The organism is Desulfofundulus thermosubterraneus DSM 16057, from assembly GCF_900142025.1.
GTDB classification, from domain to species: domain Bacteria; phylum Bacillota; class Desulfotomaculia; order Desulfotomaculales; family Desulfovirgulaceae; genus Desulfofundulus; species Desulfofundulus thermosubterraneus.
Map to the genome: position 1 here is coordinate 16,865 of NZ_FQZM01000023.1, position 17,269 is coordinate 34,133.

The 17,269-nt window shown below is 55.2% G+C and carries 18 protein-coding genes and 1 riboswitch; of the genes, 16 read left to right on the top strand and 2 right to left on the bottom strand.

The features are described from left to right. Nucleotides 1-10: 10 nt before the first annotated feature. Nucleotides 11-200: riboswitch (Lysine riboswitch) on the top strand. 359 nt (nucleotides 201-559) lie between these two features. The 11 genes from lysA (at nucleotide 560) to BUA65_RS09830 (ending at nucleotide 12,006) form a co-directional block, all read left to right on the top strand. After that, complete coding sequence (gene lysA / locus BUA65_RS09780) at nucleotides 560-1,903, top strand: diaminopimelate decarboxylase (RefSeq protein WP_072869298.1); 1,344 nt, start codon at nucleotides 560-562, stop codon at nucleotides 1,901-1,903. Between the two features lie 152 nt (nucleotides 1,904-2,055). Further along, nucleotides 2,056-4,692: a CBS domain-containing protein gene (locus BUA65_RS09785; protein WP_072869299.1), complete on the top strand. Its 2,637-nt coding sequence runs from the start codon at nucleotides 2,056-2,058 to the stop codon at nucleotides 4,690-4,692. Beyond that, complete coding sequence (locus BUA65_RS09790; RefSeq protein ID WP_072869300.1) at nucleotides 4,685-5,314, top strand: site-2 protease family protein; 630 nt, start codon at nucleotides 4,685-4,687, stop codon at nucleotides 5,312-5,314. The genes BUA65_RS09785 and BUA65_RS09790 overlap by 8 nt, the downstream gene beginning before the upstream one ends. A gap of 34 nt (nucleotides 5,315-5,348) precedes the next feature. Beyond that, nucleotides 5,349-6,332: a tryptophan--tRNA ligase gene (trpS, locus tag BUA65_RS09795; RefSeq protein ID WP_072869301.1), complete on the top strand. Its 984-nt coding sequence runs from the start codon at nucleotides 5,349-5,351 to the stop codon at nucleotides 6,330-6,332. A gap of 54 nt (nucleotides 6,333-6,386) precedes the next feature. Next, complete coding sequence (locus BUA65_RS09800; protein WP_165613231.1) at nucleotides 6,387-7,235, top strand: Gmad2 immunoglobulin-like domain-containing protein; 849 nt, start codon at nucleotides 6,387-6,389, stop codon at nucleotides 7,233-7,235. A gap of 131 nt (nucleotides 7,236-7,366) precedes the next feature. After that, a complete protein-coding gene (locus BUA65_RS09805) occupies nucleotides 7,367-8,026 on the top strand; it encodes a DUF2953 domain-containing protein (RefSeq protein ID WP_131821488.1) in 660 nt (219 codons plus the stop codon). 1 nt (nucleotide 8,027) lies between these two features. Continuing rightward, complete coding sequence (ytfJ, locus tag BUA65_RS09810; protein WP_072869304.1) at nucleotides 8,028-8,483, top strand: GerW family sporulation protein; 456 nt, start codon at nucleotides 8,028-8,030, stop codon at nucleotides 8,481-8,483. Nucleotides 8,484-8,702: 219 nt separating this feature from the next. Next, entirely contained in the window at nucleotides 8,703-9,980 is a 1,278-nt protein-coding gene (locus BUA65_RS09815) for an FAD-dependent oxidoreductase (protein ID WP_072869305.1), read from the top strand. A 107-nt stretch (nucleotides 9,981-10,087) separates the two neighbouring features. Then, nucleotides 10,088-10,678 carry a nucleoside recognition domain-containing protein gene (locus BUA65_RS09820; protein ID WP_072869306.1) on the top strand — a complete coding sequence of 197 codons (591 nt, stop codon included), beginning with the start codon at nucleotides 10,088-10,090 and terminating at the stop codon, nucleotides 10,676-10,678. A gap of 6 nt (nucleotides 10,679-10,684) precedes the next feature. Continuing rightward, nucleotides 10,685-11,218 carry a spore maturation protein gene (locus tag BUA65_RS09825; RefSeq protein WP_072869308.1) on the top strand — a complete coding sequence of 178 codons (534 nt, stop codon included), beginning with the start codon at nucleotides 10,685-10,687 and terminating at the stop codon, nucleotides 11,216-11,218. Nucleotides 11,219-11,271: 53 nt separating this feature from the next. Further along, entirely contained in the window at nucleotides 11,272-12,006 is a 735-nt protein-coding gene (locus BUA65_RS09830; RefSeq protein WP_084062269.1) for a pseudouridine synthase, read from the top strand. 19 nt (nucleotides 12,007-12,025) lie between these two features. Here the strand turns inward: BUA65_RS09830 and BUA65_RS09835 are convergent, their stop codons facing one another. Next, the gene (locus BUA65_RS09835) at nucleotides 12,026-12,418 is read right to left on the bottom strand and encodes a nucleotidyltransferase domain-containing protein (protein ID WP_242656300.1); all 393 of its coding nucleotides are present in this window, start codon (nucleotides 12,416-12,418) and stop codon (nucleotides 12,026-12,028) included. Beyond that, nucleotides 12,390-12,896: a type VII toxin-antitoxin system HepT family RNase toxin gene (gene hepT, locus BUA65_RS09840; protein WP_072869313.1), complete on the bottom strand. Its 507-nt coding sequence runs from the start codon at nucleotides 12,894-12,896 to the stop codon at nucleotides 12,390-12,392. Before hepT ends, BUA65_RS09835 begins: the two co-directional genes overlap by 29 nt. Before the next feature lie 258 nt (nucleotides 12,897-13,154). On the opposite strand from hepT, the gene BUA65_RS09845 reads away from it, so the two are divergent. The 5 genes from BUA65_RS09845 (at nucleotide 13,155) to BUA65_RS09865 (ending at nucleotide 17,254) form a co-directional block, all read left to right on the top strand. Further along, on the top strand, nucleotides 13,155-13,598 hold the full coding sequence (locus BUA65_RS09845; RefSeq protein ID WP_013822937.1) for a hypothetical protein: 444 nt from the start codon (nucleotides 13,155-13,157) through the stop codon (nucleotides 13,596-13,598). Nucleotides 13,599-13,843: 245 nt separating this feature from the next. Next, complete coding sequence (locus BUA65_RS09850) at nucleotides 13,844-14,263, top strand: HutP family protein (RefSeq protein ID WP_013822936.1); 420 nt, start codon at nucleotides 13,844-13,846, stop codon at nucleotides 14,261-14,263. 59 nt (nucleotides 14,264-14,322) lie between these two features. After that, complete coding sequence (aroH, locus tag BUA65_RS09855) at nucleotides 14,323-14,700, top strand: chorismate mutase (RefSeq protein ID WP_013822935.1); 378 nt, start codon at nucleotides 14,323-14,325, stop codon at nucleotides 14,698-14,700. Nucleotides 14,701-14,954: 254 nt separating this feature from the next. Continuing rightward, nucleotides 14,955-16,607: an anthranilate synthase component I family protein gene (locus BUA65_RS09860; RefSeq protein WP_072869316.1), complete on the top strand. Its 1,653-nt coding sequence runs from the start codon at nucleotides 14,955-14,957 to the stop codon at nucleotides 16,605-16,607. Nucleotides 16,608-16,612: 5 nt separating this feature from the next. Beyond that, complete coding sequence (locus BUA65_RS09865; RefSeq protein WP_072869318.1) at nucleotides 16,613-17,254, top strand: anthranilate synthase component II; 642 nt, start codon at nucleotides 16,613-16,615, stop codon at nucleotides 17,252-17,254. Nucleotides 17,255-17,269 lie beyond the last annotated feature (15 nt).

Here is a 17,269-nt window from a genome sequence, read left to right on the forward strand (position 1 = left end):
CTCCCTTTGGAGGTGGGGTAGAGGTTGCGGGCAACAAGAGTACCCTGGTGGAGGAACCGGGTTTTCGGGGAAGCCGGGGAAAAGGGTTGTCCGCCGAAGTTCAGCCGTTGCCCGGAACGGCTGGGCTGGGCCGTCATCGAACAGGTGCCGGACTGTCACCCGGTGGTTGCCCTGCTGCCGGGTGGAGCGCTATCTCACCAGGGGGAGGGGTTTTTTTACATGTGCATAAGACGGCCCCTTACCCGGGAAGCCGTCTCATTTTATGCCCCAGGACGGTAAGTATTCAGTAAAAATCGTTTTGACAAGGGTGTGGCGCAACAGCAAGCTCCGGACCCAGCACTCACTGAACAATGTTCCTCTTTCCATAGCTGCTGTGACAGGTTGTGAATTGTGGTCCTTGAAGTGCGTCTTTTTCAGTGAGTGCTGGGGCACATACGGGGACAACAGGTCTTCTTAAAACCGGAAAGCGAAGTCATGTTTTAGCGAGTGCTGGGCCGCATCCGGAGGAGCTAGCTGAATATTTCTCCGGGCGTATTATATCCGTGGGAGGTTTTGAAAAATGATGCTGCACGGCACCATGACTATCAACAGCAGGGGTCACCTGGAAATTGGTGGCTGCGATACTGTACAGCTTGCTTCTACCTTCGGCACCCCCCTTTACGTGGTGGATGAAGAGCTTTTCCGGCAGAATTGCCGGGAGTACTACCGGGCTTTCACTGAAAAATACGGTGCCGAGGTCATATATGCGGCCAAGACATTACTCACCCTGGCCATCTGCCGCCTGGTGGAGGAGGAAGGCCTGGGTATGGATGTAGTTTCCGGTGGCGAGCTATATACCGCCCTGCAGGCCAAATTCCCCATGTCCCGGGTTTATTTCCACGGGAACAACAAGTCCAGGGAAGAACTGCGCCTGGCCCTGGAGGCGCGGGTGGGGCGCTTCGTGGTGGATAACCTCTACGAGCTGGAAATGCTCAACCAGCTGGCCGGTGAGATGCACAGCAGGGCAGACGTTATCCTGCGCCTAACCCCCGGCGTCGAGGCCCATACCCATGAATATATTAAAACCGGCCAGATTGACAGCAAATTCGGCCTGGTTATTGAGAACGGCCAGGCTCTGTCCGGGGTAAAACTGGCTCTGGAAATGGATCATATTGCTCTTCACGGTCTGCACTGCCATATCGGTTCCCAGATTTTTAAGCTGGATTCTTACGCCCACGCTGCCGGAGTAATGATGGATTTTGCCGCCCGGGTAGCCAGGGAGACCGGGTGGGTTCCATCAGAACTGGATCTGGGAGGCGGGCTGGGCATTTACTACGCCGAAGGGGATCAACCCCGCCCGGTGGCCGAATATGCCGATGTAATTATGCGGGCCGTCCGGGAAAAGGCCATGACGCACGGCTTGCCCGTACCCAGGGTTATCGTGGAACCCGGACGTTCCATCAGCGGTCCGGCGGGCACCACCCTTTACACTGTCGGGGCGGTAAAGGACATACCCGGAGTGCGCAAGTACGTGGCCGTTGACGGCGGCATGGGCGATAACCCCCGCCCGGCCCTGTACCAGTCCCGTTACGAAGCCTGCGTGGCCAATAAGGCTGCCGCACCGGCGGAGGAAGTGGTTTCCATCGCCGGCAAGTGCTGTGAATCCGGGGACATGCTCATTTGGGATATCGCCCTGCCCAGGGTTGAGCCCGGGGATATTCTGGCAGTCAGCTGCACCGGCGCCTACAACTACTCCATGTCCATGAATTATAACCGCCTGCCCCGGCCGGCCATGGTGCTGGTTAAAGACGGCCGGGCCGATATCATTGTGGAGCGGGAGACCTACGCTGATCTTCTGCGTAATGACGTGATCCCGGAAAGGTTGCGCAAGAGCCGGCGGCTAAATGTGGCTTCTGCACGTTAAATCTTTCGTCCGTCAGCATCCCTAAAAAAGGGGTGCTTTTTTGTATTGTCGCAAAGCGGAGCTGTGAAGGAGCATTTTTGGTTACGAAGAAAGAAGAGTATGATATAATCAAAAAATAGTGTACCACGAGGTCTAGGAGAGAGGAGCTGCCCATGGATATTATTACCACCCACACCAATACGGATCTGGACGCCCTGGCCGCCATGGTGGGGGCACAAAAACTCTACCCCGAAGCGGTGATGGTCTTTCCGGGCAAGCTTTCTAGGAACGTGGAGGAGTTTATGGCCCTGCACAAGGACGCCCTGGCCGTGTCCAGCATGCGGGACATCCAGCTGGAAAAGGTGCGGCGGGTGGTGCTGGTGGATACAAAAAACCCCAGACGGCTGGGCAAGCTGGCGGAAGTGTTCAACCGCCGCGGGGTGGAAGTACATATTTACGATCACCATCCCTGGGCTGAAGGGGACGTGCGGGGAACGGTGGAAGTGGTGGATGCGGTAGGTGCCACCGCTACCCTGCTGGTGGAAAAGATAAGGGAACAAAACATATCCTTAAATCCGCTGGAAGCAACGATTCTGGCCCTGGGTATCTACGGGGATACCGGTTCCCTGGTATTTACCAGTACCACTCCCCGGGATGTGGCGGCAGTGGCCTATCTTTTAGAAAAGGGGGCCAACCTGGGAGTGGTAGCCGAGTTTCTCGGCCGGCCCCTGACCGAGGAACAAAAGTCCTTGCTTAAATCCTTATTGCTTTCAGCCCGCCGCCACCAGGTCAACGGGGTCAAGATCCTCCTGGCTACCGCATCGGTGGAAGAATTTGTGGTCGGCCTGGCCCTGCTCACCCACACCATTTCCGAAATAGAAAGGCTGGATGCGGTATTTACTGTCGTGGAAATGGAGGACCGGGTATACATAGTGGGCCGCAGTAACGTGGCCCAGGTGGATGTGGCCGAAATTCTGGGTCCCTTTGGAGGGGGCGGCCACCCGGCGGCGGCCTCGGCCACCATTAAAGGGGCACCTCTAAACCAGGTAGCAGAAACACTCATGAAAATCATTCAGCAAAAGGTGCGTCCTCCCCTGACAGCAGCGGGGATCATGTCCAGTCCGGTTAAAACCGTTACTCCCGAAACTACCATTAAGGAAGCCGGCCGCATCATGATGCGCTACGGCCATACGGGCCTGCCCGTGGTGCAAAAGGACCGGCTCGTCGGGGTGATATCCCGGCGGGATGTGGAAAAGGCCAACCTCCATGGCTTGGGACATGCCCCGGTAAAAGGCTTTATGAGCCAGAATGTGGTCTGGGTGACTCCCGATGTTCCCGTGACGGAAGTGCAACAACTGATGATTGAACACGATATCGGGCGCGTACCTGTGGTGTCGGAAGGTCGCCTGGTGGGTATTGTTTCCCGGACCGATGTTTTGCGTACCATGCACGGCGATTTACCCTCCCGTTACCGGACCATTCACTCCGGTCACCTGCCTGCCGCCGGGGCAAATATTTCCGAACTCATGCACCAGGTGTTGAGCCCCAGGGAATGGGAGATCATATGCCGGGCCGGGGAAATTGCCGCCCGTCTTGGCTACCGGGTTTTTGCCGCCGGCGGGGTAGTACGGGATATATTGCTTAAAGCGGGTAATCTCGACATAGATCTGGTGGTGGAGGGTGATGGCATAGCTCTGGCGGAAGCCCTGGCTGAGGCCTACGGTGCCCAGGTGCGGGCTCACCGCAAATTTGGTACTGCGGAAGTGCTGTTTTCCGATGGCTTCAAGGTTGACGTGGCCACGGCGCGGGTGGAATTTTACGAGTATCCGGCAGCTCTGCCCCGGGTAGAAAGTTCCTGCCTGCGCCATGACCTTTACCGGCGGGACTTTACCATTAACGCTATGGCCGTTGACTTGAACGGGGAAAATTTCGGTGATTTAATTGACTTTTTTGGAGGGCGCCAGGATTTACAGCAGGGGCTGATCCGGGTATTATATAACTTGAGTTTTATTGAAGACCCCATCAGGATGTTGCGGGCCGTGCGCTTTGAGCAGCGCTACGGGTTCAAGATCGAACCCCAAACCTTAAAGCTGATCCAGGAAGCTGTGCGCCGGGAAGTTCTCGCCCGGGTTTCCCCCGAACGCCTCTGGGAAGAATTAAAGCACATCCTGATGGAAGAAAAGGCCGGGAGGATGCTGGAGCGTCTGCACCAACTGGGCATGTGGCCCATTGCTTTTCCCGGGGTGACTTACTGGGAAGTACAGCCGGTACTGCATGATCTGGGTGAATCCATGCAATTGCTGGAAGAATGGGGCTTTCCCCCGGGGTGTGATCCCTGGCTTTGCTATTTTATTGCCGCTTTGCACTGGACCGGACCGGAAACCGCCAGGAGTTTGTGCGAACGCTACCACTTGAACAAGCGCCAAACCGAAAAGGTTTTGGTCTCCCTGGCCAGCTGGCGTCCGGTCTTGTCCCTGCTATGCCGGCGTGATGGGGTGCGCACCAGTGAGCTGGGCCGGAACCTTATCCTTTTGCCCCCGGAGGCCCACCCCCTTATTCTTACCCTTCTGGATGAGGAATGGTTGAAGGAACGTTTCCGGCAGTTGCTCGTACTCCTGCGGGAGAGCAAGCCAACGGTGGATGGCACCTACATTAAGAGTCTGGGCTACCGGCCAGGGCCCATTTTCCGCCAGGCATTAGATGCGGTCTGGCAGGCCCGTCTGGACGGCCTGGTGAAAAACAGCGACGAGGAAAAGGCGTTTGTGCAGGAATTTCTGCGCCGTCACCAGGGAGAGGATTCACATGTTTAACCTGCCCAGTTTATACGAAATGGGCATCATGTTGCCGGCTATTGTTTTAGGCCTTACTTTCCACGAACTGGCCCACGGCTGGGTGGCCGATCGCCTGGGGGATGCCACGGCCCGCTACCAGGGCCGGCTGACATTAAACCCCCTGGCCCACGTGGATGTTATCGGTTTGATCATGCTCTTTGCCGTTGGTTTTGGCTGGGCGAAGCCGGTACCCGTCAACCCCTATAATTTCCGCGGCGATATGCGGCAGGGCATAATGCTGGTCTCCCTGGCCGGGCCGGCTGCCAATATGTTGTTGGCAATAGCGGGGTCGGTGGCCCTGGGCCTGGGGGCGTGGAAGCTACCCTATGGCCAGGATATTGTTTTAAAAATTATCTATATCAATGTCATCCTGGCGGTTTTTAACCTTCTACCGGTTCCCCCGCTGGACGGTTCGAAAATACTGGCCGGGCTCTGGTCTGGCCAGCAGCAGTGGCTTTATACGCTGGAAAATTACGGTACCATCATCCTTTTGCTGTTATTGTTTACCGGTATTATCGGGAAGGTGCTCAGGTGGATTATTGTTCCCCTGTACCATACCCTGATTGGTCTGGCCAAAGCGGTTGCTTTCCTGGTTTCTTAATGCAAAGCAAGATGGGAAAGGAGATACCACACCAATGCCTGTACAAAGAATTCTAAGCGGCATGCGTCCCACCGGCCGGTTGCACATCGGCCACCTGAGCGTGCTGGAGAACTGGATTGAACTGCAAAAGGACAACCAGTGCTTCTTTTTTGCCGCCGACTGGCACGCCCTGACTACGGCTTTTGAACATACCGCCGGAATCAAAGACAATGTCCGGGAAATGATCGCCGACTGGCTGGCTGTAGGTCTTGATCCGGAAAAAAGCGTGATCTTCGTCCAGTCGGATGTCCCCGAAACGGCAGAGTTACACCTGCTCTTTTCCATGATTATTCCTCTGGGCTGGCTGGAAAGGGTGCCCACATACAAGGATCAGGTGCAGCAGTTCAAACAACAGGGCAGGGATATTATGACTTACGGTTTCCTGGGTTACCCTGTTTTGCAGGCTGCGGATATTTTGCTTTACCGGGCCGATGCCGTGCCCGTGGGCGAGGACCAGCTTCCCCACCTGGAACTGTGCCGGGAACTGGCCCGGCGGTTCAACCACCTTTACCGTCCCATTTTCCCGGAACCGCAGGCCAAACTGTCCCGTGTGGCCGTTCTTCCCGGCGTGGACGGCCGCAAGATGAGCAAAAGTTACGCCAACGATATAGGCTTGATGGCCGGGCTGGATGAAATCAGGGGGCGGGTAAACGCCATGATTACCGACCCGGCCCGCATTCGCAAAACCGATCCCGGCCACCCGGAGGTGTGCGTGGTGCACAAGTACCACGGCATTTATACCGGCCACCGGCTGGCCGAAATCGAGGAGGACTGCAGGGCGGGCCGGGTGGGCTGTGTGGCCTGTAAAAAGTTGCTGGTTGAATCCCTGGAGGCCGTGCTGGCTCCTTTGCGGGAGCGGCGACGCCAGATAACCAGCCGTTCCGGCTATGTCGAAGAGGTGCTCGCCGAAGGCGCCCGGCGGGCCCGGGCAGAAGCGGTAAAAACCATGGCCATGGTGCGGGAGGCCATGCAAATCTAGATGCATGATTTCCCCCTTTCCGGTAAACAATGTTGCCGAAAGGGGGAATTTAATTTGCGCAGATCACTTTTACTTATTGTCTCTCTGCTTTTGGTTTGGGGGATGGCCGGTTGCGCCGTAGCCAGAAAACCGGCCCCGCCGAAACAACCCCGGACTGTGGTTATTCCCGAAACTACCCGGGTTTCCTTTGAGCAGACGGACCTGGCCAAGGCACCGGACGCAGTCAAGGATGTGGCCAAAGCCCTGGAAAACACCGATGCCAGCACCTGGGTACGGGCGGGAAATGACCTCTACCTGCTGTTCAGCATGAGTCCCCGTAACAGGGAGTACAGGGCGGAAGTCACCGAAATCCGCCAGCGCAATCCTAGGGCGGACTTCAGCTGGCTGGATGTGCAGGTCAGATATACCAGGCAGGACACCGGGCAGGCGCCCCCCAACGCTCCCGTTTTTACTGTGGTACGGGTGGGACGGTTGGACCGGCCGGTAAGTGGCGTGGCTTTTCAATTTAACCGGGAGAAGGGTCCCGGACCTGCCCCAATGCCGGCTGCCGGGCCGCAGCCCGCCGTAAAACCTGCTCCGGCGGAATCCCCGGAAACGGCCCCCCGGGTAGAGGGAGAAGCAAGCATAGATGAACCCGCCCCGGGCCAGGAAACCACCAGCCCGGTGAAGGTAGTGGGCCGGGCCAGGCATTCTGCCGGAGAGGTGCGGATTCGTCTGGTTGATGAAGGGGGCACGGTCCTATCGGAAAAAACCATTGCTGTTGGACGGGAGAGTTTCACCGATTTCGAAACTTCCCTTAGCTATGGGCCTCCTGCTTCCCCAAAGAAAGGATTTGTGGAAATAGTAGCCCTTACCCGGGGCAAGGAGCAAAGCCTGGCCCGGGTACCGGTAACCCTCAAATAATCATCCTGGAGTAGAAGTCCGCCGGTGGCCGGAAAGTTTATGTTTAGCTTCCCGGCCATTTTCCTTTGCGTTGGATGCCCCTTCGCATACATTTGAAGGCCGGCGGGAAAATATGACCGGTGGTGTTTGGTGTGTGGTTGTGGTGGTTGATTTTAATCCTCTTTTTCCTGTTCTGCGTTCTCGTTGTGGTACCCCTGAACCTGGAGTTATATTACCGCCGCCGGGGACAGGACCATTGCCTGTTCCTGGTAGTCAGCACCTGGTTCAATATTAAATACCAGCTTATACCGCGGGAGCGCCCGCCAAAACCGGCCCCCGGGTTAAAGGCGGCAAAGAAGGAACCACGGGGTGTTTTGCCGGAAAAAGAGAAAGGGAAGTCTCCTGGCGGACCTTTAGAGTTATTCCGCCGCCTGATCAGCTATGTCCAGTTAGGACAAAGGGTATGGCCTGCCCTGAAGTTTCTCCTGCACCGCACCGAACTCCGCCGGTTTGAATGGCGAACCCTCGTCGGCCTGCCCGATGCCGCCCATACCGGCATGGCCGTGGGAGGGCTGTGGTCCATTAAAGGAGCGGTTTTGGCGGCCCTTTACCGGCTGGTCAGCAAAAAATCCGTACTGCCCGAAGTCGCCGTGGTTCCTCACTTCACCGGCTCATCCTTCGGGCTTTTGATTCACTGCATATTTACCGTCCGGCTGGGCCATATTATGGTTACGGCAGTAAAGCTGGCTTTCGTATTCATCCGCGATGGTTTAAAAAAGGCCTTGCCTTTTACGAGACTCCTCAAGGGGTGAGATGCAGGTGCCGGAACATCCAATTGAAGGCTTGATGAAAACGGCCATGGAAAGCATCAAGGAAATGGTGAATGTGAACGTGGTGGTGGGCGACCCCGTGGAAACAGCCGATGGAACAGTAATCATACCCGTCTCCCGGGTGGCCTGTGGCTTTGGCGCGGGCGGTGGGGAACTGGAAGCCCAGGGCCGCCAGGCCCAGGACGGGGAGCAGCTCCCGTTTTTCGGTGGAGGCAGCGGGGCAGGGGTATCGGTTCAGCCGGTGGGATTTTTGGTGGTGGGACAGGGTCAGGTCCGCCTTTTACCCGTAGATGGTAATGCTGTAATTGACCGCCTAATAGACCTGGCTCCCCAGCTGGTTTCCCAAATACAATCCATGTTTAAGCGGGAACACAACCGCAACCAGGTAGCCATGCCCCCTCCACCGCCGCCTCCGGGAGGAACCATTCCTCCAATGTGACTAACATCTAAAGGGTCAAGATATTGAAGTCCGTCCGGAAGAGGCGGGCTTTTTTTAATGTAGCATTTGCCTGCCGCACGCGCTCGCTCCGTTCCTCAGCACTCACCGGATCCAGGTACCTGCGTAGAGATTGAAGCTCCCGTTTGCCCCTGATCAATGACCTTTTGCTTGCCTTCGGAATATACTGGCAAAAATGAACACAAGGAGGAGGTGCGGGAAATGGTTATCGTCGTTGGGGGCGGTTGGGCGGGATGTGCGACGGCTTTTGCCGCGGCCCAGGCCGGCGCGCGGGTTACGCTGCTGGAAAAGACCGATATGCTCCTGGGCACCGGCCTGGTAGGTGGAATAATGCGTAACAACGGACGTTTTACGGCTCTGGAAGAAGTATGGGCCATGGGGGCCGGCGACTTCCTGCGGCATATAGAGGGTGTGGTCAGGCACCGCTGGCTGGATTTTCCCGGCCACCGCCATGCAACTCTTTACGATGTGACCAGAATCGAACCGGTAATACGCCGGGCTCTTTTAGATATGGGCGTTGACGTTAAGTTACAGAAAAGAGTGGTAGGAGTTTTTAAAAGGGGTAACATTATTACCGAGGTCTACACGGCCCAGGGGAACAGCTTTACCGGAGATGTGTTCATTGATACCACTGGCACTGCCGGTCCAATCAAGAATTGTTCCCAGTACGGTTCCGGGTGCGCCATGTGCATATTACGCTGCCCCGCCTTCGGCCCCCGGGTAAGCCTGACAGCAAAAGCAGGCATTGAAGAAATCAGGGCCGGCGACGGGTTCCCCCATTTTGAGGCCATGAGCGGCTCCTGTAAACTGGACAAAAAGTCCCTGGCTCCCTGGCTGGTGGAAAACCTGGAGAGGGAAGGCAAGGTGGTGCTCCCCCTGCCCGAACATCTTCAGAAACACGATTTGCTGGCCAAAAAAGCCTGCCAGCAGTACAACCTGGTAGAATTTGCCCGAAACCTGGTTTTGCTGGACACTGGTCACGCCAAGCTGATGACACCCTATTTCCCCCTGGAAATATTGCGGAACCTGGAGGGTTTCGAGAACGCCCGTTATGCAGATCCCTATTCCGGCAGCAAAGGAAACTCCATCCGGTTTATGGCCATTGCCCCCTGTAATGATGCCCTACAGGTAGAAGGTGTAGAAAATCTTTTCTGTGCAGGGGAAAAAACCGGGTTGTTGGTTGGGCATACCGAAGCTATTGCCACCGGATTTTTGGCTGGATACAATGCGGTCCGCTATCTTGCCGGTAAAAAAACCCTTGTTCTGCCCGGTGAACTGGCAACGGGAGATATCATTGCCTTCATGCACCGGGAAATGAAAACCCCCGAAGGGCTGAAGAAAAAATATACTTTCTCCGGTTCGGTTTATTTCCAGCGCATGCAGGAGCGGGGATTATACACCACTGACGTCCAGGCCATTCGGGAACGGGTAGCCCGCCTGGGTTTACTTGATATTTACAGGGAAAAGCTCTTGCGGTAGATATATTTCCACTAAAGGAAACATTAACCTGGCCGGTTCTATTCCTCTACTTTCCCTCATAAAACTGAAAATATAAAGAGCAGTGGTTTTTTTCGGGGGTGGCAGGAATGGTCAACTATGTCTGGCTGGGGATGATTGTCTTTGGCATTCTGGTGGCCGGGGCCAACGGACAGGTGGAGGTGGTGACCAGGGCAGCCCTGGAAGGGGCGGATAAAGCAGTCAAAACCTCTTTAAATCTTATTGCCATAATCACCTTCTGGCTGGGCATCATGAAGCTTGCCGAGGCCGCCGGGCTGGTGCGCGCCCTGGCCCGCCTGGTCAGGCCCGTGACCCGGTTCCTTTTCCCCGGCGTTCCGGCCAACCATCCGGCCATGGGGGCCATCATCATGAACCTCAGCGCCAACATTCTGGGGCTTGGGAATGCCGCCACCCCCATGGGTCTGATTGCCATGCAGGAACTCCAAAAATTAAACCGGGGCGATCCCAGAACGGCCACCGGCGCCATGTGCACCTTCCTGGCTCTCAATACCTCTTGCATTACCCTCATTCCCACCACCATCATCGGTATCCGCGTGATGTACGGGTCCACCGATCCCACGGCTATTGTGGGGACAACCATCTTTGCCACCGCCTGCGGGATGACCGTGGCCGTAATTATGGACCGGATGCTGCGCGTTTTCTACGGTCGCCAGGGGTGATCTGCCGTGTATGAGCTGATTAACGAAATTTCCCGCTGGGCCATTCCCCTTACCCTGCTCCTGGTGCCCCTGATTGCCATGTTAAGGGGTGTTTCCGTTTTTGAAACCTTTGTGGAAGGGGCGGCGGAAGGCTTTACCACAGCCGTCAAAACCATCCCCTATCTCGTAGCCATGCTGGTAGCCATCAGCATTTTCAGGGCTTCCGGAGCTATGGATGTCCTGGTGCACGTCCTTTCCCCTATCCTTGACCCCCTGGGTTTTCCCCCGGAGGTGCTGCCCCATGCGGTGATGCGCCCCCTTTCCGGCGGGGCGGCCCTGGGCATTGCCACCGACCTCATTGCCACCCACGGACCGGATAGTTTTATCGGGCGCCTGGTTTCCACCATGCAGGGAAGCACCGATACCACCTTTTATGTCCTTACCCTCTATTTTGGCTCCGTAGGGGTAACCCGCTACCGTTATGCCATCATCTCCGGTCTGGCCGCGGATCTCACCAGCCTGGTGGCTTCAGTGTTTATTGTCAACCAGCTGTTCAGGTGAGGCAAAACCCCTGAATCTTTCGCCCTGTTTTGTGGTAAAATGCTCCTGGGGTGATGCCCATGGAGCGCCTGCAGAAAGTGATGGCCCGGGCCGGGGTGGCCTCGAGAAGGCATTGTGAGGAACTGATTGCTGCCGGCATGGTTAAGGTAAACGGGCAGGTGGTGACCCGGTTGGGAACCCGGGTGGACCCCGGAAGGGACACCATCGAAGTGGCCGGCCGTGTATTACCCCGCCAACCGCAAGAGAAAGTGTACATTTTACTGAACAAGCCCCGGGGCTATGTGACCACGGTTAAGGACCCCCAGGGCAGGCCCAAGGTAATGGACCTGCTGCGGGGGATAAAGTTACGGGTATATCCTGTAGGACGGCTTGATTACGACAGTGAGGGATTGCTTTTGCTGACCAATGACGGGGAGCTGGCCTTTGCCCTTACCCATCCCCGGCACCAGGTACCCAAGACCTACCTTGTGCTGGTAAAGGGGCTACCCGGCAATGACAAGCTTGCCCGCATGGCCGGCGGCCTTGTACTGGAGGACGGCCCTACAGCGCCGGCTAAAGTACGCCTGGTGGGGAAGAAAAACGGCAATGCCCTTCTGGAAATCACCACCCACGAAGGTAAAAAGCGCCTGGTGCGAAGGATGTGCGCCCATATCGGCCATCCCGTGCTTCGATTAAAAAGAACTCGAATCGGTTCCCTCACCCTGAAAGGACTCAAGCCCGGCCGGTACCGCTTTTTAACCCGGGAGGAGATCCGGCAGTTACGGCAAGCGGCAGGACTCGGGACATGATGTACACCATTCCATAATCCTACAGGTCGTTCATATAAGCCCGGAACATAGGCAGGCAGTCAAAATATTCACGCCAGGTATCTTCCAGAAAAGTGAACCGGATTGGTTCGTTTCTGCTGAAAAGCACTTTCCCGCGAGTTGCATGATAGCGCAGGGCTACAGGGGCATAGTTGAGCGTTAATACATCCACCGGCATGCCCACCAGGTGGTCCAGGGACATGGCCAGCTTTGCCTCATATTCCCAGTGTTTCTGCGACAGTGCGCTGTCTTCCAGATAAATTGCAATGTCTATATCCCCACAAGGCACCGGCAAAAGAAAAGAGCCGTGCAGGTAGGCAAAAATAATTTCCTTATGACGGGACAATTCCCGCTTCAGGATTTTCTCAACCTTCTTTTTCTCTGCAGCCGTCATCAGTCGTTTTTCCCTTTCCATCTTTCCGTTCCTTTTCTGAAACAGTTCTCAGGAATAACTTGATTTCCTGGATATATCTGATCAGATCCCCGGTGTCATTTTTCATTATACGATATACAATTGAATCATCCACCTTCCCGTATTGGTGCACCAGGAGGTTCCTGAATTTAGCCATGGAGACCATCTTTTGCGCCAACTCCTGGGAGATAATCCGGCTTTTCCCCAGAATGCGAAAGCAGTCTGCGTAGCTGTCAGGAGCCTCCCTGGCCACCCGGGCAGCCAGGTGGTTGCAGATATTCTGAGCTGCTTCGATAGATAGAACAAATTGATATTTCGCTCCCGAAATCAGTATCTGATCTTCCAGGAAATCCTGTTCCGGTGTCAGGGCAATTTGATCCAGCAGGGCAAGGGCTTTTTCAATGTCGGTGATCTTTTCCCTGATTAAGTCATGGTTGATATAAAGCTTTTTCCCTCCCATAAGGCCTGCTTCATACCTCCTGCATCGCGTCGAATAAAGCGTTTATGGTTAGATTATAACGCAGTCTTCCAGACTCTGGCAATAGTTTGCCAATGGCCATTGTGCCGGTATCAGGACCGGCCGGCGCCCCGCGTCCCCCATTTTTCTTAAAGCAGCTCAAACGACAGTATTTCTTGCTGCTTTTACCATCCGGCAGGAATTTCCCGGTCCCCAGCGAAATAACAAGAAATGCGTATTTTTTTGCTGGGGGGTGAAGTTTTGGAAGACCTCACCACCGGGATCAAAGCTAAAGTGAGGTTGGATTTTAAAGGAGTAGGGCGACCCGGCCGTCTTTTTTTTGGCGGTAAATCAACCGATAAGGCTGCTGAAGAAGCCCGGGAACAGCAGCTGGCCTTACTGCGCAACGTACCCATACAGGGCATACATATTGAGGACGTGGATTTAAGCCTGGATGTTTATACCGTCTACGACGACGTAAACAACCAGGAGGTTGCCTATGCCCCGGTGGTTTTACAGTTAACCGCCGATACCCTTGAAGATCTGGTTCGTTTTGTCGCCCGGGATGAATTTCGCAAAATCGAAATTATTGCCCCCGGTTCCTTATCATTAAACAAGTATGAGATAGAAAGGCTGATGTTCCGCATTTTCGAAGAGTTTAAAAACTACCGCCAGCATTTGGAACGCAAGTACAACGTGAAGTGATTCTTTTCGGAAACACGAGAACCGCTTTAAGGTTTTGAGATCTCCAATTAAAGCAAAGTGTCCGCCGGGCCACCGGGGGAAGCCGCGGGAGCCCCGTCCGGTGCGGGGGAGGGGAGCAAACCAGAACCCGACGTCAACTGAAAGTGGAGATGCTACAGGTTACGCCCGTTGTTTTTTTGCCCTGGTTGTCCTATAATGTTTGTACCAGCGATCCTGGTTTCATGGCCCGAATGGAGGTGGGCGGGATGGTCTCGCAGGGAAGCAGGCAGGTAGCCCGGGTAGCCCTGACCATGGCTTTGAGCGAGGACAGGGAACAGGAGCGGGAGTTAAAGTCCCGTTTTGCCCGGGAGGGTTTTAAAACAGCTGCCGTGGATTACGGTGGTGATTTTATCTCTTCGGTAAATAAGATTACCGAGCGGGCGGTGGTAGCCGCCAAGCGGGAAGGCGTGATCAGGGAAGTCCACGCCGAAGAAGGAGCAGTGGCCGGAGCAACCCGGGAGGCCCTCTCCCAGATCATGCCCAAGGCCATCGGTTTAAACGTAGGAGGCAAAATAGGTATTGCCCGGCACCAGGATCATATCAGTGTTGCCGTTTTCTTTGGGGTGGGACTTTTACACCTGGATGATGTGGCTGTAGGACTGGGACACAGGGCGGTTTCTTCTTAAATAATCACATTTAAAATGTCATGTAATTGCTGTTATCTTATTACCAGGGGGACGGTAGGATGGCAAAAACATATGTACGGGGTATCCGGGGAGCCATAACGGTAGAACGGAATACGGCTGAGGATATCATTCAGGCCACGGGGGAACTGTTGCAGGCTATTATGGCGGAAAACGACCTTGACCCCGAGGACATTGCCAGTGCTTTTTTTACCGTTACTGCCGATCTTAATGCTGAATTTCCGGCTACGGCAGCGCGGGAACTGCTGGGGTGGAAATATGTACCCCTTTTATGTGCCCGGGAAATTGATGTGCCGGGGCGCCTGCCCCGGTGCATACGGGTGCTGGTTCACGTGAACACAACCCGCTCCCAGCGGGAAATCAAGCACGTTTACCTGCGGGAAGCTACCCAACTGCGCACTGATTTGCTTCCCCAGTAAGGGCACCATAAAGAATAGATGGATCAAAATATCCCGTTTCAGGGCGGAACTCGGGGGAATTGCCCCCTTGACAAAACATGTTCTCCGTGGTAAGGTACGTTTAGCTAAATATGGTGCTAGGTTTTTAGCTGAGTTAGCAGAGTTGAGTTGAGGGGAGCTTCAGTTGAGGCATGGCGAGTCTTCGTGCGGATGTAGACTGCCGGTGCTCATTGGAGCGCCGGCTTTTTGTTTTTTGACAAAGGGGGGTTTTAGGTTTGATTTTTCCCTCGGAAGAAGAGTACTTGCAGCTGGCCTCCCATTACCGGCTGGTACCCGTGAGCGCTGAATGGGAGGCGGATATGGAAACACCTATTTCCCTTTTTTCCCGACTGGCCACCAGGGGACCTTCCTTTCTATTGGAAAGCGTGGAAGGTGGTGAAAAGCTAGCCCGTTATTCCTTTATTGGTCTCGAACCCCTAGCCCTGTACCACCAGAAGGATGGTCTGGGGCAGATTATCCTTGGGGCCGGGAATTCTTCCGGCCTGATAGATGCCATTAAGTCAGTTAGAAGAGAATGTATGATAGCATACCGGAGGGGGTTGTTATCCAACGGCACAGACGGAGTTACATCAGGTGGTTCGGGATGCCGGTATTATATGGAAGGTAACCCTTTTGTTATTGTTGAACAACTGATGAACTATTTACGAGGTCCCCACCTGCCTGCGTTGCCCCGCTTTTACGGGGGTGCTGTAGGTTACTTTGGCTACGATCTGGTACGCTGGTTGGAGAGGTTGCCTTTTTCGGCCACCGATGATCTGGGATTACCCGACATGATCCTTATCTTCACCGGCACCGTGCTTATCCTGGATCACGTGCGCCACACCTTAAGGGCGGTAGTTAATACCATCCCTGGAGGGGAGCCTTCAGGCGCATACAGGCAAGCAGTAGGAACGATTGAAAAAATTTACCGGTTAATTAACGGATCCTCTGCTCACAGGGAAGCTATCAGTGGTCTTAAGCCCTGTAGAAAGCTGGACATGCACGGATTTCAACAACAAGCATTAAAGAAATGCTCCTCAACGAACAAAAGCGCCGGCTCCAGTATAAGCACCAACCTGACTCAAGGAGAATTTATCTCCCTGGTGCAAAAGGCCAAGGAATATATCAGGCAGGGGGAAATCCTGCAGGTGGTTCTTTCCCAGCGTTTGCAGGTGCCCTTTAACGGAGATCCCTTCCAGGTTTACCGGCGGTTGCGCCGCATTAACCCCTCCCCCTATCTGTATTACCTGAACTTGGGGCCAGTAGTAATGGCCGGTTCTTCACCGGAGATGCTGGTACGCGTGGAGGGCGATACGGTAGAAACCCGGCCCATTGCAGGAACACGCCCCCGGGGAGCTACCGTTTCAGAAGACGAAGCGCTGGCGGCGGAGTTGCTGGCCGATCCCAAGGAGCGGGCGGAACACGTAATGCTGGTGGACCTGGGACGCAACGACCTGGGCCGGGTATGCACCCCGGGGAGCGTAACCGTACCCCAGTTCATGAGCGTCGAGAAATATTCCCACGTCATGCATCTCGTTTCATCGGTACAGGGCGTTCTAGCTCCCAACGCGTCAGCTTTCGATGCCTTCAAGGCCTGTTTTCCGGCCGGTACGGTTTCCGGAGCGCCCAAAGTACGGGCCATGGAGATTATCGAAGAACTGGAACCCTTACGCCGCGGTCCTTACGCCGGTGCCGTGGGTTACCTGGGGTATAACGGCAACCTGGATACAGCCATCACTATCCGCACCGTCACTTTTTACAAGGGTTTTGCTTACGTGCAGGCGGGGGCAGGCATTGTGGCCGATTCCGTACCGGAAAGGGAGTACCAGGAAACCTTGAACAAAGCCCGGGCACTGCTGCAAACCCTTGACCTGGAAAATGAGGGGTGAGAGCAATGTTTGCCGCACCGGTAGGGACCGAACAGCTCAGGTTACCGGCAGGTGAAGAGATAAGGTTACTTATGATCGATAACTACGACTCCTTTACTTATAACCTTGTGCAGTATTTTGGGGAACTCGGTGTACCGGTCGAGGTAAAGCGCAACGATCAGATTACCCTGGATAAAATAAGAGCCTTAAGCCCCACCCACATAGTCATTTCCCCCGGTCCCGGAAACCCCGACGGGGCGGGGATTTCCCTGGCGCTGGTGAAGAACCTGGCCGGGAAAGTACCTATCCTGGGGGTGTGCCTGGGTCACCAGACCATAGGCCAGGCCTTTGGCGGCTGCGTTGTTCAGGCTCATCAGCTGATGCACGGCAAAACCTCGGCCATCCATCACGACGGCCGGACCATTTTTCACGGGCTGCCTTCCCCCTTCACGGCTACCCGCTACCATTCCCTGGTGGTGGATGAGCATCACCTGCCCGGTTGCCTTGAGGTAAGTGCCTGGACGGTGGAAGGGGAAATCATGGGTTTACGCCACCGGGAGTTTACCGTTGAAGGGGTGCAATTCCATCCCGAATCCATTCTTACGGAATACGGGCGGGATTTGCTGGCCAACTTCCTGCGGTGCCGGGGTGGCCGGTGGGCCGCCTGAAGCGATTTAACTTTT